The 22532-nt window shown below is 67.2% G+C and carries 16 protein-coding genes; 11 read left to right on the forward strand and 5 right to left on the reverse strand.

Features of this window, described 5'->3' with window-relative positions; genetic code table 11:
- The first annotated feature begins 35 nt into the window (after positions 1-35).
- The 3 genes from GFY24_RS02035 (at position 36) to GFY24_RS02045 (ending at position 1344) form a co-directional block, all read left to right on the forward strand.
- The gene (locus tag GFY24_RS02035) at positions 36-260 is read left to right on the forward strand and encodes a hypothetical protein (RefSeq protein WP_153803199.1); all 225 of its coding nucleotides are present in this window, start codon (positions 36-38) and stop codon (positions 258-260) included.
- Positions 261-308: 48 nt separating this feature from the next.
- Positions 309-926 (forward strand): histidine phosphatase family protein, encoded by a 618-nt coding sequence (locus tag GFY24_RS02040; RefSeq protein ID WP_153803200.1) that lies wholly within the window; start codon positions 309-311, stop codon positions 924-926.
- A gap of 79 nt (positions 927-1005) precedes the next feature.
- Positions 1006-1344, forward strand: a complete 339-nt coding sequence (locus GFY24_RS02045) for a hypothetical protein (protein ID WP_228565899.1) — start codon at positions 1006-1008, stop codon at positions 1342-1344.
- A 225-nt stretch (positions 1345-1569) separates the two neighbouring features.
- Here GFY24_RS02045 and GFY24_RS02050 read toward each other — a convergent pair whose 3' ends face one another.
- Positions 1570-2460, reverse strand: coding sequence for a cutinase family protein (locus GFY24_RS02050; protein WP_228565948.1), 891 nt, complete (start codon positions 2458-2460; stop codon positions 1570-1572).
- Between the two features lie 281 nt (positions 2461-2741).
- On the opposite strand from GFY24_RS02050, the gene GFY24_RS02055 reads away from it, so the two are divergent.
- Positions 2742-4358: a glycoside hydrolase family 5 protein gene (locus tag GFY24_RS02055; RefSeq protein WP_153803202.1), complete on the forward strand. Its 1617-nt coding sequence runs from the start codon at positions 2742-2744 to the stop codon at positions 4356-4358.
- A 123-nt stretch (positions 4359-4481) separates the two neighbouring features.
- Here GFY24_RS02055 and GFY24_RS02060 read toward each other — a convergent pair whose 3' ends face one another.
- On the reverse strand, positions 4482-5951 hold the full coding sequence (locus GFY24_RS02060; protein WP_153803203.1) for a glutamate synthase subunit beta: 1470 nt from the start codon (positions 5949-5951) through the stop codon (positions 4482-4484).
- Positions 5952-6124: 173 nt separating this feature from the next.
- On the reverse strand, positions 6125-10795 hold the full coding sequence (gene gltB, locus GFY24_RS02065) for a glutamate synthase large subunit (protein WP_153803204.1): 4671 nt from the start codon (positions 10793-10795) through the stop codon (positions 6125-6127).
- 900 nt (positions 10796-11695) lie between these two features.
- Here gltB and GFY24_RS02070 point away from each other — a divergent pair.
- The gene (locus tag GFY24_RS02070) at positions 11696-13495 is read left to right on the forward strand and encodes a DUF4407 domain-containing protein (RefSeq protein WP_153803205.1); all 1800 of its coding nucleotides are present in this window, start codon (positions 11696-11698) and stop codon (positions 13493-13495) included.
- 104 nt (positions 13496-13599) lie between these two features.
- Here the strand turns inward: GFY24_RS02070 and GFY24_RS02075 are convergent, their stop codons facing one another.
- Positions 13600-15159: an MFS transporter gene (locus GFY24_RS02075; RefSeq protein ID WP_153803206.1), complete on the reverse strand. Its 1560-nt coding sequence runs from the start codon at positions 15157-15159 to the stop codon at positions 13600-13602.
- 106 nt (positions 15160-15265) lie between these two features.
- Between GFY24_RS02075 and GFY24_RS02080 the strand changes: the two genes are divergently transcribed.
- From GFY24_RS02080 to GFY24_RS02100, 5 genes are all read left to right on the forward strand, one after another.
- Positions 15266-15859 carry a TetR/AcrR family transcriptional regulator gene (locus GFY24_RS02080; protein ID WP_153803207.1) on the forward strand — a complete coding sequence of 198 codons (594 nt, stop codon included), beginning with the start codon at positions 15266-15268 and terminating at the stop codon, positions 15857-15859.
- A gap of 133 nt (positions 15860-15992) precedes the next feature.
- The gene (locus GFY24_RS02085) at positions 15993-16865 is read left to right on the forward strand and encodes a hypothetical protein (RefSeq protein ID WP_309230327.1); all 873 of its coding nucleotides are present in this window, start codon (positions 15993-15995) and stop codon (positions 16863-16865) included.
- Positions 16862-17956: a DUF4129 domain-containing protein gene (locus tag GFY24_RS02090; RefSeq protein WP_153803208.1), complete on the forward strand. Its 1095-nt coding sequence runs from the start codon at positions 16862-16864 to the stop codon at positions 17954-17956. The genes GFY24_RS02085 and GFY24_RS02090 overlap by 4 nt, the downstream gene beginning before the upstream one ends.
- Positions 17932-18954 (forward strand): MoxR family ATPase, encoded by a 1023-nt coding sequence (locus GFY24_RS02095; RefSeq protein WP_153803209.1) that lies wholly within the window; start codon positions 17932-17934, stop codon positions 18952-18954. Before GFY24_RS02090 ends, GFY24_RS02095 begins: the two co-directional genes overlap by 25 nt.
- A 3-nt stretch (positions 18955-18957) precedes the next feature.
- Complete coding sequence (locus GFY24_RS02100; protein WP_309230328.1) at positions 18958-20244, forward strand: DUF58 domain-containing protein; 1287 nt, start codon at positions 18958-18960, stop codon at positions 20242-20244.
- A gap of 60 nt (positions 20245-20304) precedes the next feature.
- On the opposite strand, the gene GFY24_RS02105 is transcribed toward GFY24_RS02100, so the two are convergent.
- The gene (locus GFY24_RS02105; protein WP_153803210.1) at positions 20305-21090 is read right to left on the reverse strand and encodes an RDD family protein; all 786 of its coding nucleotides are present in this window, start codon (positions 21088-21090) and stop codon (positions 20305-20307) included.
- 60 nt (positions 21091-21150) lie between these two features.
- Between GFY24_RS02105 and GFY24_RS02110 the strand changes: the two genes are divergently transcribed.
- Positions 21151-22206 (forward strand): stage II sporulation protein M, encoded by a 1056-nt coding sequence (locus tag GFY24_RS02110; RefSeq protein ID WP_153803211.1) that lies wholly within the window; start codon positions 21151-21153, stop codon positions 22204-22206.
- Positions 22207-22532: the final 326 nt, after the last annotated feature.

The raw sequence follows: 22532 nt of genomic DNA on the forward strand, positions 1-22532 counted from the left end.
GAGGGGGCGCACCGATTGATGAGGATGGGGTTTCGATGCATTACCTAGACCTGATGACCCAGGCCAACCTGCTGGACCACCACGTGTGGACCAACCCGGACACCTGGAACTCCGCCCTGGAGTACACCGCCAAGAAGAAGTCGTCCAAGAAGGGCGGCAGCGTCTGGATCTTCGCCGCCGTCTGCTGCATCGGCGTCATCGCGCTGATCCTCGGCATCGTGTACCTGATGACCAATAAGAAGAAGAACCAGGGACAGTAGGGCTTCCCCCCGGCGAGACGCTCCGGCCGTGTGCGGCAGAGTGGGGATATGCAGTTGATCCTCGTACGCCACGCCCAGCCGCGACGCGTCCAGGGAGCCAGCGGTCCGGCTGACCCCGATCTCACCGAGATCGGGGTCGAGCAGGCGGGCCGGGTGCCCGCCGCCCTCGCCCAGCATCACATCGCGCGCGTGGTGAGCAGCCCGCAATTGCGCGCCCGCGAAACCGCCAGGCCCACAGCCGAAAAGCTCGGCCTGGAGGCGGAGATCTGCGACGGTCTCGCCGAATACGATCGCGATCTGCCCGCGTACATCCCGATCGAGGACGCGCAGCAGGACTTCCGCGCCGTCTACGACCGCATCAAAGCCGGATACCTGCCCGAGCAGATCGACGGCGACGCCTTCATACGCCGAGTCCTGGACAGCGCGGGCGATATCGCCGCCACCACCGCACACACCGATACCGTGGTCGCCTTCGCACACGGCGGCGTGATCAATGTCCTACTCCAGGACGTGCTCGGCCTCGAGCGCCCGCTCACCTTCCCGATCGACTACTGCTCGATCACCCGAATCCTGTACTCGCGCACCGGCCGCCGCACCGTAGCCACCGTGAACGAGAACGCGCATGTCTGGGACCTGTTGCCACGCAATAGCGGACACCGAGGCTGAGGCCCCGCCGGGAGCCGAATCGGGTCTCGCAGTCGATTCCCAGAGTCGTCGCATCGGGCTCCCAGCGCCGGAACCTTCGATGGGGAACACGAGCCGCACACCGCGACTCCCCGAGGAAGGACTCACCTTGACCGCCAACTCGACTCCCCGCAAATCCCGCCGCATGGGCCTGCGCCTGGCCGCCGCCGGCGCACTCGCCGCCATCACGCTCGCCCTGGTCGCCCTCCCCGCCAACGCGGCCACCCCGGACACCCCCGCCGCCATCCAGATCGATCAGCCCGGCTGGGACCAGAACCAGGACCGCGATCACCACGACCGCGACCATCGCAACGACCGCGGCGACCACGACCACGACCGGCAGCCCGACAACAATCAGCCGCCCGCCTGGACCCCGCCGAGCACCGGCTCCTTCGGATAACGAAAGAAGGCCGCCCCCAATATGAATGGGAGCGACCTTCGACTGTATGCGGGCCGCGCACTTCTCTCCCGCCGAGGATCGCCTCCCCGTCAGGGACTCCCCTGCGGGCCGCGCACCTCATCCGTCTCACCGAGGATCGCCCCCGTCAGAGACTCTCCGCGGGCCGCGCCTCATCCCTCCCGCCGAGGATCGCTCCCGTCAGGGAGCGATCCTCGGGATCAAGAGTTAGGCGGCGTTAGCGAGCCAGTTGTGCATCCAGGTCAGCGCGGTCTGCCCGCCGCCGACCGAGTAGTTGCCGTAGCTGGTGTGCCGTCCGGTGCGGAAGAACTGCTCGAACTGCTTGGCGCGCTGTTCATTCGCGCCATCGCTGAGCTGCGACTGCAGGGTGGGGATACCGCCCTCTGCCATCAGATCGTTGATGATCGCGCCGACCTCGAGCTGGTAGCGCCACAGGTTGGCCGGGTTCGGATCGGACGTCTGCGCCAGGAATCCGGCGAAGCGGCTGATGAAATCGGTCTCCTCGGTGGAGCAGTACAGGTCGCCGACGGCGCAGACGGTCCGTACCTTGTCGGCGATCCAGCCGAAGCCGCCCACGCGCGCCCCGCCCGCACCCGCACCGGGCGCAATCGGACCGACCTGGACGTCCGTCATCGAGCGGCGCGGATCGGAGATGAGCGCTACGGCCACAATGCGATCCGCCGGTACGACGCCGAGTCCGGACCCGATCTCGGAGGCGATATCGCCGGCGGCGTCGGCGCCCTGGCTGTAGCCGGTGATGGCGATCTTGGTTCCCGGGCAGCGCGCCCCCATGGCCTGGATGAGGCCGCGCGCATTGTCGGTGGCTTCCTTCTTGGAGGCACCGTAGACGTCACCCTCCCAGGGGAAGGCGGTGGCCGCGTAGGTCACGTAGTCCACCTCGCCGGGTAGCCCGTTGGTAACCTGCGACAGCATTCCGGGGCCGGGTGACTTGTCGTGACCGGTTTCCCAGGTACCGGGGATGGCCACGGTGTACATGACCGGGCATCCGGGATCCGCCGTAACGTTGCCGCTGCCCAGTGCGACTCCGGTGATGAGCACGCTCGCCGCTGCCCCCGCAGCCGCGACAATTCTTTTCAACCGCACTACTGCTCCCAGTTCACGCTTGCCCGGGACTACTTGGCCGTCCCGATTCCTGATCATGGTGTCGTCGCCGGATGACAATCAGGTGCACCAGGGGTTAACCGAAGTAGCCGCCCCGTATGAGATGCGCAAACCAGACCGTATGACAGAGATCAGCGATACAACGCCGATAACAATAAAGGTGCAATAGGCCCCGCGCCACGCGACCATCACAAGTTGTCCGATTCCAACTTTCCGCTCGCACGGCCGGTCGGCCTTTGCTAACGTCTGCTGGTCAAATGACCAGAACGTATTTCACATTGCGCCGCCGCGCCCTCACAGTCCTTGCCGCCCTTACCCTTCCGCTCGCCGGAAGCCCCGCCGCGGCACACTCCTCCCCCGCCCTCGAAACCCCGGCCCACCAGGTCGAACACCCCCTGCACGCGACCATGGGACACGATGCCCGGATAGTCGACGACACCGGCCGCACCGTACTGCTGCGCGGGGTCAATGTGAACGGACTCGGGCAGTACTACCAGGAATGGCCCGACCTCCCGGCCACCACGACACTGACCGAAGACGACTTCGAACGCATCGCCGCACTGGGCTCGAGTGTGGTGCGTCTCATCATTTCCTGGTCCGCGCTCGAACCCGTGCGTGGCGTCATCGACCACGGTTACCTCGACCGCATCGCGCAGGCCGTCGAATGGGCTCGCGCACATGACATCTACGTCCAGCTCGATATGCACCAGGACGCCTGGGGCACCGCGGTGAACACCCCCGACGGCGCCTACTGCCCGCCGTTCAGCCAGCCCGGCGTCGGCTGGGACGGCGCACCGGCCTGGGCCACCGCACTGGTCGGCAGCTCCGCGACCTGCCGGGTGAGCGAACGCGAACTCTCGGTCGCCGTCCAATCCTCGTTCCAGAACTTCTATCTCGATGTCAACGGCGTCCAAACCGAACTGGTGAACACCTGGGCGGCGGTGGCGGCACGCTTCGCACATGATCCGGCCGTCGTCGGCTACGACCTGCTCAATGAACCCAATCCGGGACTGCTGGTCGGCTTCGACGACTATGTCCTGCTCGGCAACTTCTATCGGCGCGCCATGGCCGCCATCCGCTCGGCCGAACAGGCGGCGGGTGGATTCCGGCACATCATGTTCTTCGAACCCTCGGTGATCACAGGCGGATTGGCGTTCCCGGGGCCGCTGCCGATATTCACCAGCGCATCGGGATCGGCCTCCGGTTCAGGTACCGGATCGGGTCTGGGGTCCGCCACCGGATCAGCCTCCGGATCGGCTTCGGGGTCATCGGGCGACGAGAACCTGGTCTACGCCCCGCACCAGTACAACGAATCCATCAGCCCGCTACCCGGTTCGCTCGCATCGGGTTTCGCGGATACGGCGAGCGCGGCGGCGGGCTACGGAACCACGTTCTTCAACGGTGAATGGGGATTCTGGGACAGCGATCCGGCCGTCATCGCCGACAAGACCCGCCGCTACGCCGCGCTCGAGGACAAGTACCTCGTCGGCGGCACCTATTGGCAGTGGCGGCAGGCGTGCGGCGATCCGCACAATATCCAGACCCGCGGCCACCGCCCGACCTGCACCGCGCCGGACACCGGCCTGGATCATGATCCGGCCACCGCCGCGGTGATCGCCCGCTCCTATCCGCGCGCGGCACCGGGCCTCACCGCCATGACCTCCGATATCCCTTCCGGCGCAATGACTCTCACCGGAACGGCGGACAAGAGCGGCAGCACCGCGGATCTATGGGTCTCGCAACGCTGCGCGAATCCGACGGTCACCGGAAGCAATATCGCCCAGACCGGACGACTGCAGGTGCCGGGCGGCTGGCGAATCACCGCCGCCACCACCGCATCCGGCGACTACCGCATCGCGATTACCTGCGGCTGAACACATTCCGGTGGTGGATTCCGGCCGAAGACACACCGGAATGACGGGGTCGCCGAACGACGAAAGCGCCCGTGGACTCCAAGAGTCCACGGGCGCTTCATTATTCAGCTCAGAGCTGGTTCATCACCGCTGTGCGACATCGGTCGGGCGGATCGGGGACGGCAGCGCCGTCTCGCCCTCGAGGAACTTGTCGACGGCCGACGCGCAGGCGCGACCCTCGGCAATGGCCCACACGATGAGCGACTGACCGCGGCCCATGTCACCGGCGACGAAGACGCCCGGAACCGTAGTGGCCCAGTCGTTATCGCGCTTGACGTTGCCGCGCTGGTCGTAGCCCACGCCCAGACCCTCGAGCAGACCGTTCTTCTGCGGTCCGACGAAGCCCATGGACAGCAGCACCAGATCGGCCTCGAGGGTGAAGTCGGTGCCCTCGACCTTCTCGAAGCGGCCGTTCACCATGGAGACCTCGTGCGCCTGCAGGCCGGTGACCTTGCCGTCGGTACCGATGAAACGCTCGGTATTGACGGAGAACAGGCGCTCGCCGCCCTCCTCGTGCGCCGAGGCGACCCGGTACATGAGCGGGTAGGTCGGCCACGGGGTGGAACCCGCGCGCTCCTGCGGCGGACGCGGCATGATCTCGAACTGGTGGACCGACTCCGCGCCCTGACGGTGCGAGGTGCCCAGGCAGTCCGCGCCGGTGTCGCCGCCGCCGATGATGATGACCTTCTTGCCGTGCGCGTTGATGCGCGGCAGGCCGTTCTCATCGGTGATCGGGTCGCCCAGCTGCACGCGGTTGGCCAGCGGCAGGAACTCCATCGCCTGATGGATGCCGTCCAGATCGCGGCCCGGGATGGGCAGGTCACGCGCGATGGTCGCGCCACCGGAGAGCACCACGGCGTCGAAACGCTCGCGCAGCTGATCGGCGGTGATGTCCACGCCCACATTCACGCCGGTCTTGAAGATGGTGCCTTCGGCCTCCATCTGCGCGATCCGGCGGTCGATGAAGCGCTTCTCCATCTTGAATTCCGGGATGCCGTAGCGCATCAGGCCGCCGATGCGGTCGTCGCGCTCGTACACGGTCACGGTGTGGCCGGCGCGGGTCAGCTGCTGGGCGGCGGCCAGTCCGGCCGGGCCGGAGCCGACGACGGCGATCTTGCGACCGGTCAGACGGGTCGGGTACACCGGGGTGACCCAGCCCTCGTCGAAACCGTTCTCGATGATCTCGACCTCGACCTGCTTGATCGTCACCGGATCCTGGTTGATACCCAGGACACAGGACGCCTCACAGGGCGCGGGGCAGAGCCGGCCGGTGAACTCCGGGAAGTTGTTCGTGGCGTGCAGCCGGTCGAACGATTCCTTCCAGGAACCCTTGTACACCAGGTCGTTCCATTCGGGAATCAGGTTCCCGAGCGGACAACCGTTGTGGCAGAAGGGGATACCGCAGTCCATACAGCGGCTGGCCTGCTTCTGGAGGGTCTCGTGGGAGAACTTCTCCTCGTAGACCTCTTTCCAGTCCATCAGGCGCAGCTCGACCGGACGGCGCTTCGGCAGTTCCCGACTCGTGTGCTTCAGGAAGCCCTGTGCGTCACCCATTTACGACTCCGTACTTCGCGCCGTGTTCGGCGCATCCATCAAATCCGGTGCGGGTCATGTCAGCCACGTGCGGCCTTGAATAATCACGGTGCCGCGTCGACATGAAACGGTTGCGATCAGCCACGTGCGGCCTTGAATAATCACGGTGCCGCGTCGACATGAAACGGTTGTGATCAGCCACGTGCGGCCTCCATGATCGCCGCGTCGACATCACGGCCGGCCTTCTCGGCCTCCGAGATGGCCAGCAGGACCTTCTTGTAGTCCCGCGGCATGACCTTCACGAAATGGTTCACCTGCTGCGACCAGTCGCTCAGGATACGTTCCGCCACAGCCGAACCGGTCTCGTCGCGATGCTGGGCGACGGTGTCGCGCAGCCACGAGGTCTCCTCGGCGGAGAGCTGCTCGAGATCGACCAGTTCGGTGTTGAGGTTCTTCTCGAAGGTGCCGTTCGGGTTGTAGATGTAGGCGATACCGCCCGACATACCCGCGCCGAAGTTACGGCCGGTCTCGCCGAGAATGACCACCTTGCCACCGGTCATGTACTCGCAGGCATGGTCACCCACGCCCTCGACCACGGCGGTGGCACCCGAGTTGCGGACGCCGAAGCGCTCGCCGGCCACACCGCGAATGAAGGCCTGACCGCTGGTGGCGCCGAACAGGATCACGTTGCCCGCGATGATGTTCCGCTCCGCGACGAAGTCGGCGGGCACGTTCAGGGACGGCCGCACGATGAGGCGGCCACCCGAAAGACCCTTGCCGACATAGTCGTTGGTGTCGCCGTTCACCCGCAGGGTGATACCGGCCGGGACGAACGCACCGAACGAGTTACCGGCGGAACCGGTGAACGTGATGTCGATGGTGTTGTCCGGCAGGCCGACTCCGCCGTACAGCTTGGTCACTTCGTGGCCGAGCATGGTGCCGACGGTGCGGTTCACATTGGTGATCTTGGTGTCGAACTTGACCGGCTTACCGCGCTCCAGCGCATCCGCGGCCTGCGCGATGAGCTGGTTGTCCAGAGCCTTCTCCAGACCGTGGTCCTGGCTCTTGGTGTTGCGGCGGTCCTGCATCATGAACGCCGTCTCGACATCGTCGAGGATCGGGGACAGATCCAGCTTGGCGGCCTTCCAATGCTCCTTGGCCGCGGCGGTGTCGAGCAGGTCGACCCGGCCGATGGCCTCGTCCAGGGTGCGCAGACCCAGCGATGCGAGCAGCTCGCGCACTTCCTCGGCGATGTAGAGCATGAAGTTCTCGACGAACTCCGGCTTACCGGTGAAACGCTCACGCAGCACAGGGTTCTGGGTGGCGACGCCGACGGGGCAGGTGTCGAGGTGGCAGACGCGCATCATGATGCAGCCCGAGACCACCAGCGGAGCGGTCGCGAAACCGTACTCCTCGGCGCCCAGCAGGGCGGCGATCATGACATCGCGGCCGGTCTTCATCTGACCGTCGACCTGCACCACGATGCGGTCGCGCAACCCGTTGAGCAGCAGCGTCTGCTGGGTCTCGGCGAGGCCGAGCTCCCAGGGACCGCCCGCGTGCTTGAGCGAGGTCAGCGGCGAGGCACCGGTGCCACCGTCATGACCGGAGATGAGCACCACATCCGCGTGCGCCTTGGACACACCCGCGGCGACGGTGCCGACGCCCGGCTCCGCGACAAGTTTCACGTGAATCCGCGCCTGCGGGTTCGCGTTCTTCAGGTCGTGGATCAGCTGGGCGAGATCCTCGATCGAGTAGATGTCGTGGTGCGGCGGCGGCGAGATCAGGCCCACGCCGGGCGTGGAGTGCCGGACCTCGGCGACCCACGGGTACACCTTGTGCGCGGGCAGCTGACCGCCCTCGCCGGGCTTGGCACCCTGCGCCATCTTGATCTGGATATCGGTGCAGTTGGTCAGGTAGTGCGCGGTCACACCGAAGCGACCCGAGGCCACCTGCTTGATCGCACTGCGACGCCAGTCGCCGTTCTCCTCCGGCTCGAAGCGGGCCGGATGTTCGCCGCCCTCACCGGAGTTGGAGCGACCGCCGAGGCGGTTCATGGCCACGGCGAGGGTCTCGTGCGCCTCGGCGGAGATGGAGCCGTAGCTCATCGCACCGGTCGAGAAGCGCTTCACGATCGCGGCGGCGGACTCGACCTCGTCGATGGAGATCGGGTTGCGACCGGACTTGAACTTGAACAGGCCACGCAGCGACGCCAAACGCTCCGACTGATCGTCGACGAGCTTGGTGTACTCCTTGAAGACCTTGTACTGGCCCGAGCGGGTCGCGTGCTGCAGCTTGAACACCGAGTCCGGGTTGAACAGGTGGTATTCGCCCTCGCGACGCCACTGGTATTCGCCGCCGACCTCGAGCTCGCGGTGCGCGCGCTCATTGCGGTTCTCCAGGAACGCGACCCGGTGCCGGGTGGCGACCTCGCCCGCGATGTCATCGAGGGTGATGCCGTCCAGCGGCGAACGCAGTCCGGTGAAGTACTCGTCCACCAGTTCCTGCGCCAGGCCGACGACCTGGAACAGCTGCGCGCCCCGGTAGGAGGCGATGGTGGAGATGCCCATCTTGGACATCACCTTCAGCACGCCCTTGCCGGCGGCCTTGTTGTAGTTGTAGACGGCCTTCTTGAAGTCCTCGGCATGATCGCCGGTGCTTCCCGGCATGACCAGCTGACCGCGCTCCAGCATGTCCTCGATCGACTCGAAGGCCATGTAGGGGTTGATGGCGGCCGCGCCGAAACCGACGAGCAGCGCCATGTGATGCACCTCGCGGGCGTCACCGGCCTCCACGACCAGGCCGACCTGGGTGCGGGTGCGCTCCTTCACCAGGTGATGATGGACGGCGGCGGTGAGCAGCAGCGACGGGATCGGCGCCAGCTTCTCGTTGGACTCGCGGTCGGACAGGATGATGATGCGCGCGCCACCGTCGATGGCGGTCGAAACCTGTTGCTGCACAGCCTCGATGGCCTTGCGCAGCCCCTTGCCGCCCTTCTTGACCGGGTACAGGCCGTGCACGACGACCGAACGCAGGTCGGGGCGCGAGCCGTCGTCATTGATGTGCACGAGCTTGGACAGCTCGTCATTGTCCAGAATCGGCTGGGTCAGGGTGATCTGACGACAGGAGTCCTGGTTCGGGTTCAGCAGGTCGGCCTCGGGGCCGATCATGCTGCGCAGCGAGGTGACCACCTCTTCGCGGATGGCATCCAGCGGAGGGTTGGTGACCTGCGCGAACAGCTGCGAGAAGTAGTCGAACAGCAGTCGCGGACGCGAGGACAGCACCGCGATCGGGGTGTCGGTGCCCATCGAGCCGAGCGCCTCGCCACCGGTCTGCGCCATCGGCGAGATCAGCAGGTTCAGCTCCTCGATGGAGTATCCGAAGATCTGCTGGCGGATCAGCACGCGGTCGTGCGACATGTGCTCGTGCGGGCGGTCCTGCAGGTCCGACAGCTTGGTCGGGCCGTTGTCCAGCCACTCCTGGTACGGGTGCTCGTTGGCCAGCTCCGACTTGACCTCGTCATCGCTGATGATGCGGCCCTTGGAGGTGTCGACCAGGAACATCCGACCGGGCTTGAGGCGGGTCTTCTGCACCACCTTGGCCGGATCGATATCCAGCACACCGACTTCGGAGGCCATGACGACCAGGCCGTCCTCGGTCACCCAGATACGGCCGGGGCGCAGACCGTTGCGGTCCAGTACCGCGCCGACCACGGTGCCGTCGGTGAAGGCCACCGACGCCGGGCCGTCCCACGGCTCCATCAGGAACGAGTGGTAGCGGTAGAAGGCGCGCTGGGCCGGGTCCATGGACTCGTGCCGTTCCCACGCCTCGGGGATCATCATGAGCACCGCGTGCTGCAGCGGGCGCCCACCCAGGTGCAGCAGCTCGAGCACCTCGTCGAAGCGAGCGGTGTCGGACGCGCCGGGGGTGCAGACCGGGAAGATCTTCTCCAGGCGGTTGTTGCCCTCGTGATCGATACCGAAGGCGTTCGACTTCAGCAGCGCCTCACGCGCCCGCATCCAGTTCTCGTTACCGGAGACGGTGTTGATCTCACCGTTGTGGGCGACGCGCCGGAAGGGGTGCGCCAGCGGCCACGACGGGAAGGTGTTGGTGGAGAAGCGCGAGTGCACGATGCCGAGCGCGGATTCGACGCGATCGTCCTGCAGGTCGATGTAGAACGCGCGCAGCTGCGGCGTGGTGAACATGCCCTTGTAGACGAAGGTCTGACCGGAAAGGCTCGGGAAGTAGACCGATTCCTTGCCCACGCTGCCCTCGCCGGCGCCCGCCTTGCCGAGCTCGTGCTCGATGCGCTTGCGGACGACGTAGGCGCGGCGCTCCAGGTCCATCCCGGTGAGCGGCTCGGCCGCATCCTTCGGGGAGGCGATGAAGATCTGCCGGAAGGTCGGCATGGCGTCACGCGAGAGCGCGCCCAGCGACGATTCGTCGATGGGAACCTCACGCCAGCCCAGGACCTCGAGGCCCTCCTCGCGGACGATCTTCTCCACGCCGTAACCGGCGCGGGCGGCCTCGCGGCGAGCCTGCGGCAGGAAGGCGATACCCGTGGCGTACGAGCCCTCGGCGGGAAGGTCGAAGTCGACGATCGCGCGGAAGAACTTGTCCGGGAGCTGGATCAGAATGCCCGCGCCGTCACCCGAGTTGGGTTCGGCGCCGGCCGCTCCACGGTGCTCCAGGTTCAGCAGGGCGGTAATAGCCTTGTCGACAATGTCGCGGCTACGACGGCCGTGCATATCGACGACGAATGCGACGCCGCAGGCGTCATGTTCATTCGCCGGGTCATAGAGCCCGCGGGGTCCATGTCCATAGCCGGCACCGCCGGTAGGGGACCTGTGGCCAGGAGTTTGCGTCATGCCTCTGCCTTCACAAAAAACAGGCCTTCGAAGAATTGCGGCCTTCGTCGAACGCCTCCGTCGGACTGCGCCCGGACGTGTCAGAGACCAGCGGCGCTGATGGTCATCCCGTGCAGTCAACTCTCCAGTTGTTCACCCGCTTCGAGTACTCGGTCGGGTGCTCGGCGGTAACCGAACGCTTACGTGTTCGCTACCAACCGCGCCGTTCTCGCCCATACGCTGAGCACCGATCGGGTCTCTGGCGATATGAGGCGATATGCCGAACTTGTCGCGTTCGGCGTAAGAGCAAACGATAAGTCAGGACTCCAGCCCAACCAACTTAGGTAGCACTAATAACAGTGCCTAGCTGGGCATTTTCATTGATCCTCCACTGCCTGCGCGTTGTCCAGTGTAAAGCAGGTGCGCAGGGCCGTTTCAGTTGACTTGCCCACTTGATTCCGCGCGCGCGAGAGCGCGGGTGATCCACGTCGGCGCAGCCTCCGGACAGCCTCTCACCTGCAATGAAACTGATTTCCCCACAGAGGCTTCCGGCAAACCGGGCGATGGGCGGCTAACTTTCCGGCGCCGTCCGGTGCGCGACTCGGCGGTCCGGGCGACAAGCCAATGCAACGTTCCGACCGTACGGAATCTTTACGAATTGTGGGGTTCAGCACACGTCCGGCAAACAGTGAGCGATCGATGGGTCACTATTTCGGACGGCAAACGGCCCGGTACCAGCGTGATCAACACCACGTCACGCGCCGGAAACATGCCGATGTGAACCTGGCCACATCCCAGCCGCCACGCTCGGTGTAACCCGTCCGCGCCTGTCAGGCTGAGACCACATTGTGTCCGCTATAACGATCAAGCGACGGTTTCGAGAAGCCGAATCAGCCTGGGACTTAGAGGATGTGAGCTCCCATGACCGTTCTGCTCACCTGGCTCGGCGGCGCACACGCGGGAGTCACCGACAGGCACGAACGCACCGGATACTCGGTGACCGGAGCCGTGGTGGCGCTGTTCGCGCTGACAGCGGGGGTGATCACCGCACTCGCCACGGGGGCCGCGAACTGGCCCATCGCGGGCACGGTCGCGGTGGCATCGACGGCGACACTGCTGGTAGGTGCGATATCCCGCACCCTCGCCACCGCCGCCGCCCCAGGTAAAGACGAAAACACCCGAGCACGAGCCGAATTCGGGGCGCGCATCGGCGTCGCCGCGGTCGTCGGCATCGTCATCGCCGAAATGGCCTGCACCGTACTGTTCGGCGGCAGCGTCAACCGGCTACTCGACGAAACCGCCAGGCGCGGAGTCGAATCCGCGCCCGCCGTGGTCACCGCCCGCACCGAACTCGACCAGGCCCGCACCGATCGCAAAGACCTGGACCAGCAGATCACCAAGGCGCAGAACGATGTCGACACCGCACTGGTGACCGCGCGCTGCGAAACCAACCCCGACCCGCAGTGCCCCTCGACCCGCATCACCCGGGTACCCGGGTACGGGCCGGAGGCGCGCACCGCCAATCAGATGCTCGACGACGCGCGCGCACAGCTCACCGCCGCACGCGCCAAGATCGACGGCCTCGACAGCAAGATCACCGACAAGGACCGGGCCCTCGGCACCGCACGCACCGCCGCCTACACCGACGGCGATCGCGGACTCGGCGCGCGCTGGGTCGCCATGAACGACTACACCACCGGCCACGCCGGACCACTGGCCTTACGCCTGGCGGTAGCTCTACTGCTGATCGTGCTCGCACTGCTGCCGGTGCTGCTCCGATTCTGGCGCGGCGAAACAGCTTTCGATCGCGAACTCGCCACCCGCACCGCCACCGACCGCGCCGCACAGGCCGCCGCCACCGCCATCGCGGAGAAGCAGGCCGAAACGCGCGTCGAAGCCGAGAAGCTGCGCGCCGAACAGCAGCTCACCGCCGCCGAACTGGCCCTGCACGCCGATACCGCCATCGACCGGGAGAAGCAGCGCACCCGCATCATCGCGGCCATCGGCAATTTCCAGATCGGCATCACCGAACCGGCGCAACAGCGCGCCATCGACGAATTCGACCGTGCCGCACAGCCTGAACTGCCGGCCGGGAATAGAACAGCCAGCTCCGTGTCCCAGGAGGGGATAGTGACACCGACGCCGAACCTGCCCGCCCAGCTCACCCAGGGGGCGGTCACGCCGGTGGGCCACGGCGGCGCGCTCGCACCGGCCGTACCCGCACCGCAGCCCGCACCCGCGAACAAGGGTGGCGGACTGGAACTTCCGATCATCGGCACGGTGCCGTTCACCGATACCGCCGCCCGCTGGATCCGGCCACTGGTGCCGAGCTTCGTCGCCAATGCCATCGACACCGCCACGCATCCGCTGCGCACCGTGCGACAGGCGTTCGAAGAGGCGGAGGAGATCACCTTCACGCTCAAGCGGACTCGCAAGGTGACGATGGATTCCACGGATTCCGCCCAGGCACAGCAGATGTATCAGCCGCAGTACGGATATCAACTGCCCCCGGGCGCGCAGCAGCATGCGCAGCGCGTGGCCTCGACCGTGGTGGATCAGCCCTACCAGCAGTACCCGAATTACGGTGCGCTGCCGCCAGGTCAGGTCGTCGAGCCGGGCTACCCGCTCCCCGCCGGACAGCAGCAGGGCGAGATCCCGGGCCGGCACAATCCGGAACTGGAATATCGCGGCCCGCGCGAACTCCCGCCGGGCAAGCGGTAGCGGTATCGAAGTACTCGCAATAGGGCTGTGGCCCGGAATGTTTCACGTAGAACACGGAAACAGCCGGGCCACAGCCTTTTTCATTGAACAGACACCGGCGTTTGTTACTTCGCCCTGCGCTTCGCGGTCGCGGCGCGGTAGGTGATGACCGCCGTGACCAGCAGGATCAGCGTGGTGCCGGTCGCGGCGATATGGACACCGTCCACGAACGCGTTGTGCGCGGCGCTCAGCATGGACGAGGCCGCCGGTTCATCCAGGGTGCGTGCGGCTTCCACCGCACCACCGAGGGATTCCCGCGCCGCCTCGGTGTGCGCGGCCGGAACCGCGGACAGATCCAGGCCGTGCCGGAACGCGGCCATCACACCACTGCCCAGTACCGCGACACCCAGCGCCACACCGGCTTCCAGGGCGGTCTCGGAGATCGCCGCGGCATTACCCGCGCGCTCGGCCGGAGCGGTGGTGATGATCATGTCGGCCGAAACCGTCAGTGCCACACCCACACCCAGGCCGATCAGCAGGAATCCGATCATGAACGGCAGCACCGAGGCGGACGGATCGGCCTCGAGCAGCCAGAACAGGGCGGCACCCGCGGCGGCGGTGATCAGCGCGCCACACAGCACGCTCACCGGACGCCAGCGCCCGACCAGCCAGGCCGCGAAGAGCGAACCCGCCATACTGCCGAAGGTGCCTGGAATCAGCAGTAATCCGGCCTGCAATGGCGCCTTGTCCAGCACCAACTGCAGGTACTGCGAACCGAAGAACAGCACACCGGCCAGTGCGAACACCGACAGCAGGTTGGTGAGCACGGCGGCCCGGAACGGCGGCAGCTTGAATAGGTCCAGGTCGATCAGCGGCGAGTCCAGTTCACGCTGACGGCGAATGAACACCACACTCGAGACCACACCGATCACACCCGCGATGAGCTGATTCAGGGCCGGGCCGTGCGCGGCGAATTCCTTGACCGCGTACACGATCGGGATCAGCGCCAGCATCGAGAGCCCCGCGCTGAGCAGGTCGAAGCGGCCCGGATTCGGATCGCGCGACTCCGGCACCAGCATCGGACCGAGCACGATCAGCAGTGCCATCACCGGCAGGTTCACCAAGAACACCGAACCCCACCAGAAGTGCTCCAGCAGCCAGCCGCCCAGCAGCGGGCCCATGGCGGCACCGGAGCCCGCCATCGCACCCCATACCGAGATGGCGAGGGTGCGCTGGCGCGCGTCGGTGAACATGGACCGGATCAGGCCCAGGGTGGCGGGCATGAGGGTCGCACCGGCGACACCCTGCAGAACGCGTGCGGCGATGAGCATTTCGGGGCTCACCGAGAAGGCCGCGACGGCCGAGGCGAGACCGAATCCGGCCGCGCCGATCAGCAGCAGGCGGCGGCGGCCGATGCGGTCGCCGAGCGTGCCCATGGTGATGAGCAGGCCCGCCAGCACGAACGAGTAGACGTCGATGATCCACAGCAGCTGCGGCGTGGTGGGGGTGAGATCGCCGGAGATGGCGGGTACCGCGAGGTCGAGCACGGTGGCGTCGACCGAGACCAGCAGCAGGGCGAGGGCGAGTACGCCCAGGCCCGCCCAGTCGCGAAGGGTCGCACGATTCGGTTTCGGGGTTACCGCCTCGGATCCGGTGCCGGACCGGGCGGTGGTGTGGGTGGTCATGAGTCTTTCTTTTCCAGAGTTGAACCGTCTGGACGGTACAGTAACAGACTTACCGTCCGGACGGTACAGTTATGCACTGTGACCATGACCGCGAGCCGTACAGTGAATGCTCGTGACAACCCCTCGTGATCCGGCGGGCACCCGCAATCGGATCCTCGACGCACTCGAAACCTTGCTGCTCGACAAGGGCATGTCCCAGGTGACCCTGGAGAGCGTCGCCGCCGCGGCCGGCGTCTCCAAGGGCGGACTGCTCTACCACTTCAAGAGCAAGGACGCCCTGCTCGCCGGCCTGGTGCGCCGCGTCGGCGAACGCGCCGACCAGCAATTGAACAAGGCCCTCGCCAAGGGCGAATCCGTCGCCGAGTGGTATCTGCAGACCCCGCACCCGGACAATGACTCCGATGCCATCGAGCTGGCCATGTACCGCTCCATGCTGGCCGCCATGCGCACCGTCGACGGCCCACAGGACGCCCCGGTCGACGAGTCCGACCGCGCCCTCGACGAAATGATGAGCGGCTGGAAAGCCGCCCTGGACAACGAGATCCACGATCCGGTCAAAGCCGAGATCGTGCGACTGGTCGGCGACGGCGTCTACCTGCGCGCCCTGCTCGGCCAACCGCCCGTCGAGCCCGAGCTGTACCGCCGAATCGTCACCAGGGTGCTCGGCGACGCCCCACCACCTCGGGACCGCGACAACTGATTTCGCAAGATCGGGGTACCTCCCGGGGCACCCCCGAAATGGGTAACGGCACCCACCCGCACCACGCGTCCCCAATGGCGAACGGCTCCCAGGCCGCGCGCTAAAGGCGCGGGGAGGCGGTAGTGTTCGGCGCGTGTTGCCAGCCGCCGCCGACCCTGTCGGTCCGCCGGCCGGCTCGGTGGGGGAACCGCACACCGATCCGGCGCCGGTCCCTGTCCGCCCCATGCAGTTCCGTGAACTGCTGGATCTGCCGTTCGCGCTGATCCAGGCGCGGATCAGTACCTTCGCCGCCGTCTTCGGGGTCGCGGTCGCGGTGGCCGCCGGCATCTCGGTCGGCGTCACCGTCTTCGTCTCCCTCGCCACCGGCGATTCGGACAGCGGAACCTTCTGGGGCGCACTGCTCACCACGCTCATCGCCGCCTGGGTACTGCGCCTGTTCGTGCGCGGCGTCACCGTACCCATCGGACTCGCCGTCGTGCACCGGCAGCCGATGACCTGGCAGCAGGCGGTGATCCAGCTGTCCGCCGCGGCGGGACCGCTGCTCAGCTACCAGGCCATGTACACCCTCATCGGAGTCGGCGTACTCGCTATCGGGACGCCACTCATGTTCACCGCGCCGTTCGCGGTGGTGTGGCTGCTGTGGCTGCGGGGCCGCCGATTCGCCACGGTCCCGGCCATTTTCGACGAATCCACCGGCTATCGGATCGGCACGCAGCGCTCGAAACTGCTGACCGCCGGCACCCAGTGGCAGCTCGTCGGAGTACTGCTCTATCTGCGCGGCCTACTGCTGGTGCTGATCGTCCCGCTGCTGGCACTGCCGCAATTCGCGGCGGGTATCACCGGGACCCGGCGCTGGGCGGTCACCGTCCTGCTCATTACCGCCGCACTGCTCTTCGTCGCCCTCGCCGAACTGGTGGAGTCCGCGACCCAGGTCATCGCATACGTGGACCGCCGGTGCCGCCGCGAAGGCTGGGATATCAAGATTCCCGCGGAGGACCGCCCATGAGCACTCCCCCACCACCGCATTCGGACAGTCTGCCGCGCAATGACTTCGGCGCGCCGCCGGTACCGCCCGAACCCGCACTCGGTCCCGCCGCCGCACATCTGGCCGCCGCCGAGGACGCCGCCCGGCGCGCCGACTTCGGCACCGCCCTGCGCGAGCGCTACCGAGCCGTCACCCGCGGCCTGGAACAGCGCGGCATTCTCCAGGAGCAGCGGGCCCGCACCGCGCGCGAAACCGCGCAGGCCGCCACCGCGGTACTACCTGAGGCCACCGAATTGCCCTCGGCGGCACACAGTTTCGACGAGATCGTGTACGGCGGCCGCCCCGGCGCGGAGGCCGAATACCGCAGGCTGGAGCAGGCCGACCAATTCTCGGTCGCGCCGCCGCCCAAGCACGCCCCGGTGGAGATCACCGAGGAACGCCGCACCAAGAAGAAGCGGGCCCCGCGCGCGAAGAAAGAACGCGAACCCCTGAAACTGCCCGCGCTGCTGCGGAATTGGCGGTTCTGGGCCGGCATGGGCGCGCTGCTCGCCATCGTGCTGCTGGTCTATCTGGTGACCAATATCGGCGCACCGCCGCCCGCGCCGCATCATGACAACACGCACTACACGTCGACGACCACCACGACCCGGCCGCCGCCGACCACCCGGCACGCACCGAACTTCGGCGAGGGCGACGACTCCATCTTCGAAACCATGCCCGCCTGGGCGGCTTTCGGCGGCGCACAGCTGCTCATCGCCTGGGGCACCGTGCTCTGGTGGCGCGGCCGTCGGCGCGGATCCGTGGTGCGCGAACCTCTTCCGGTGGAAGCCCCCGCCAATGAGGTGCTCGCCGGACAGGCCGGGCTGTACCGCAAATCCCGCGATCACGACCATGTGGCGGCCAAACTGCGGGCGGCCACCCTGCGGCGGCTGCGACCCGCGCTCGGCGTCACCGCCGAGACCGCACCCGAACTGGTGATCGCGGGCCTGGCCACCCGCCTGCGCGCCGACCCGGCCACCCTGCGGGCCGCACTGTACGACCCGGTCCCGGATCGGGGCGCCCTCGAACTCGTGGCCGCACAACTCGAATGGATCGAAGCGGAGGTCTTGTGACCCGATCAGAGCCCACAGTCGTCGTGGATACCAACCACACGCCGACACCCGAACAGGCCCAGCAGGCGCTGCTCGCCCTGCGCGCCGAGATCGGGAAGGCGGTGGTCGGCAACGACCAGGCGGTCATGTACCTGGTACTCGCCCTGCTGTGCCGGGGTCACGTACTGCTGGAAGGCGTTCCGGGCGTGGCCAAGACGCTGCTGGTACGCGCCCTGGCCACCGCCCTCGACCTGCGGCACAGTCGCGTCCAGTTCACCCCGGACCTGATGCCCGGCGATGTCACCGGCTCGCAGATCTACGATCCGCACTCGGCCGAGTTCACCTTCCGGCGCGGACCCGTCTTCACCAATCTGCTGCTCGCCGACGAAATCAACCGCACCCCACCGAAAACCCAGTCCGCGCTACTGGAATCCATGGAGGAGCGCCAGGTCACGGTGGACGGCGTCCCACAGTCGCTCCCTGACCCGTTCGTGGTCATCGCCACCCAGAACCCCATCGAACAGGAGGGCACCTATCCGCTGCCGGAGGCGCAGCTGGACCGGTTCCTGTTCAAGCTCGAGGTCCAATTGCCCGGGCGCGAGGACGAATTCCGGATTCTGCAACGGCACGCCGCCGGATTCGATCCCCGCGACCTGAACGCCGCCGGGTTACGGCCGGTGGCCGGACCCGAGCACATCGCCGCCGCCCGCAAGGCCGTCACCCAGGTGACGCTGAGCCCGGAGGTATTGGCGTACACCGTGGACCTGTGCCGCGCCACGCGCACCTCCCCCGCCGTCGCACACGGCGCGTCCACTCGCGGCGCGACCGCGCTCATGGCGGCGGCCCGCGCCTTCGCCTGGCTCAACGGCCGCGGTTTCGTCACCCCCGACGATGTGAAAGCCGTTGCCACGACGGTGCTCCGGCACCGCCTGCAACTGCGGCCCGAACACGAGGTGGAGGGCGTCACCGCCGAAGGGGTGATGGCATCACTGCTGATGTCCGTCCCCGTACCGGTGTAGGCCGTGGTCGTCACCGGCCGGTTGGCCATCGCGGCGGGCGTCGCCGCACTCTTCGTCACCTTCGTACTGCCGTCGTGGGTGGGACTGCTCGCCGCGACGGCGGTGCTCGCCGCGCTCGTGATCGCCGATGTGCTGCTGCTGGGTTCGCCCGGGGCACTGGAGTTTTCGCGTGATCCGATCACCACCGTGCGCTCCGGCCGCAGCATCGAGGTCGAACTCGGCGCGTTGAACACCGGCGACCGCATCCTGCGCGGACGGCTGTGGGACGACTGGCCCGCCAGCACGCACGCCCAGCGACGCGCGCACACGCTGAAACTGCCGCCCAACACCAGGATTCGGCTGCACACCGAACTCACCCCCGAATACCGGGGCGACCGGATCGCCGGACCGGTCACCGTGCGGCTGGTCGGACCACTCGGCATGGCCGGACGGCAGGTGCGCCGCGAGGTCCCGGCCCGGCTGCGCGCGCTGCCACCGTTCCGCAGTGAGAAGCTGCTCGCCTCCAAAGTCAAACAGCTGCAACAACTCGAGGGCCGCAATACCGTCAACCGTCGCGGCCAGGGCACCGAATTCGACTCCTTCCGCGAATACGTCGCGGGCGACGATGTGCGCACCATCGACTGGCGGGCCACCGCGCGCGCCAATGACGTCCTGGTGCGCACCTGGCGGCCCGAACGCAATCGGCACGTGGTCATGCTCCTGGACACCGGGCGGGTCAGCGCGGGCCGGGTCGGCGACGGCACCCGACTCGACGCCACCATCGAGGCCGCGCTACTGCTCGGCGGGCTCGCCGCGGCCGGCGGCGACTCGGTGGACCTGCTCGCCTACGACAATTCGCTGCGCGCCGAGGTACGTGGCATCGGCGGAAAACGCCTGCAGTACAAGCTCATGCACGCCCTCGCGAGCGTCACACCGCAACTGGTCGACACCGACTATCAGGGCCTGCTGCGCACCACCCTGCAACGCGCCCGCCGCCGCAGCCTCGTCGTCTGGTTCACCCACCTCGATGCCGCCACCGTGCAGGAGGGTCTGCTCCCGGTCCTGCCGGTCCTGGCAGAACGCCACCGCGTCCTGATCGTCGCCGTCACCGACCCGGATGTCGCGGCCGCCGCCACCCATCGCGTCGACCTCTACGCCGCGGCCGCCGCCGAGAATGTCCTCGCCGAACACGCGGTCGCCCGGGAAACCCTGCGCCGCATGGGAGTACGCGTCATCACCGAATCCCCGGACCGGCTGCCGGGCGCACTCGCGGACGAGTACCTCGAGCTCAAGCAAACCGGCGCAATGTAATCCCGACCATGCCGCGCGAATAGCCCCCGGGATTCCGCCGGATGACGAGGGGATGTTGCGTCAGGCGGCGGTGCGCTGGTAGATGGCGTTATCGGGCTTCGGCGGAGGCGGGAAGGCGCGACGCTGGCGTTCGGCGAGCACCGCGCCCAGGATCTGGACGGGCGGGTAGCCGTTCAGAGGCGGGGTGCGCAGGCGGGCGCAGACCGTGATCACCAGGGTGCGGCCCAGGCGGTCCTGCACCTCGGGGGTGAGGGTGTGGAAGCGAGTCAGGTACTGGCGCATGGCGATCGCGAGTTCGTCCGGCAGACCGGTGAGATCGAGTTGGCGCACCCAGCCCTGCAACCACGGCACCGGCACCACCAGGGCCGCCCACGGCAGGCGGCTGCGATCGTGCACCACCACCGTGCCCGCGAGCGCGTCACCGATACGCCGGGCATTCGGGGAGCACAGCGACACCACCACCGCGATCAATCCCGTACCCAGGATCCAGAAGTCCACAATGCCCGCCAGGCCACGCGTGATCGCGTGCCGGAAGTCGACCGGGCCACCGTCCGCGCAGACCACCCGCAAGCCCAGCGCCATCTTGCCGAGTGATCTTCCGCGCGTGAGGGTTTCGCTCAGCACCGGATAACCGATCAGCGTCATCGTGAGGACCACCACCACCAGGGTGGCGATCCACGCGGTGTCCGCGTCCCAGCGGAACAGCAGGTACCTGCCGAGGGCGAACACCGTCACCCCGATCACCAGCTGGATCATCAGGTCGAGCAGGAACGCCGCGGCCCGCGTGGGGATGCGCGCGATGGGCAGTTCTACGGCGACTGCCTCGCCGGTGGTGAAAAGTGCCATGTCACTCCTGCTGGGGGGCGACTAGCATTCTTCCGAGCGAAGGCACAGGAAGGCAACCGAATGGACCTGGACGCGTATACGTTCCTGCACAGACCTTCCTGGGATCGGCTGGATCATCTCGCCACCCGCCGCAAGAAACTCACCGGCCCGGAGGCCGACGAACTGGTCCGGCTCTACCGCCTGACCTCCCAACAGCTGGCCCGTCTGCAATCCCGTTCCGCCGACGCCGAATTGGTGGCCGGGCTCTCCGCGGTACTGACCCGGGCCCGCGGCCGGGTGCTGGGCGCGCGCACCGACACGTTGCGCGAGATCGGCCGCTTCTTCACCCACCGTTTCCCGGCGGCGCTGTACCGGTCCTGGCCGTGGTGGGTGTCGGTGGCGACGGTGTTCGTGCTCGCCTCGGCCGTACTGGGCACCTGGGTGGCACGCTCGGAGTCCGCGCGGCGGCATCTGGGACTGGATACCGATACCGACCGGTTGACCCGGGCGGGCGGCGACTTCGAGACCTACTACTACGAGCACCCGCACGACGCCTTCGCCGCCCAGGTGTGGACCAACAATGCGGCGGTCGCCGCGGTCGCCCTGTTCATGGGGGTACTCATCCTGCCGGCGGTGTACGCGCTGGCCATGAACGCGCTCAATGTGGGTGTGAGCGCCGGGCTGATGGCCGATGCGGGCCGCCTGGACGCCTTCTTCGCGTACATCCTGCCGCACGGAATGCTGGAGCTGACCGCCATTTTCGTGGCCGGCGGCGCGGGTTTGAAACTGGGCTGGACACTCGTGGATCCGGGTCGGGAGAGTCGCCCGCAGGCCCTGGCCAGGCAGGGCCGTGCCACCGCCGTTATCGCATCGGGACTGGTCGGAGTCCTGTTGGTCTCCGGATTCCTGGAAGGCTTCGTGACCCCGAGCGGGCTGCCGACGGCCGTTCGGATCGGTATCGGCGCGCTCGCCGAACTCGGTTTCCTGGCTTACGTGTTCGGGTTGGGCCGGCGTGCGGTGCTGGAGGAGGAGACGGCCGCGGCGCGGGAGCACATGTCGGGCAACATACCGGGCGGGAACCCGGAACCGGTTGCGGGAGTGCTCGGTTCGACACTGGCGGCAACGGCCCTGAAGTGATTTCCACTGGCCGCAGCGAGTCCGGCTCAGCTGCGGCCAGCGTTGCCGTTGACTCTACACAATCGTTATGGCTACGCAACCTCCTACCTGCCGAGTGGGCGTAGGCGGCGACCAGGCGAAATGCCTTTTGCGCGAAGTCAACCCGCTGCGTTGGCTAATTGCTGGCTTACCCTTTGCGGGCGGTCTGCGGAGGCTTATGAAACCACCCGCGCGGTACCGTTCAGCGACCGAGTTTCAACCCCTCGCACGGACTTCGTGATGACCCCTGTCGCCCGGTTTGCCGATAACTCCCCCATTACCCAACATCGGTGGTTCAACCCGCGTTA

The sequence above is a fragment of the Nocardia sp. SYP-A9097 genome (assembly GCF_009649815.1).
In the GTDB taxonomy this organism is placed as follows: domain Bacteria; phylum Actinomycetota; class Actinomycetes; order Mycobacteriales; family Mycobacteriaceae; genus Nocardia.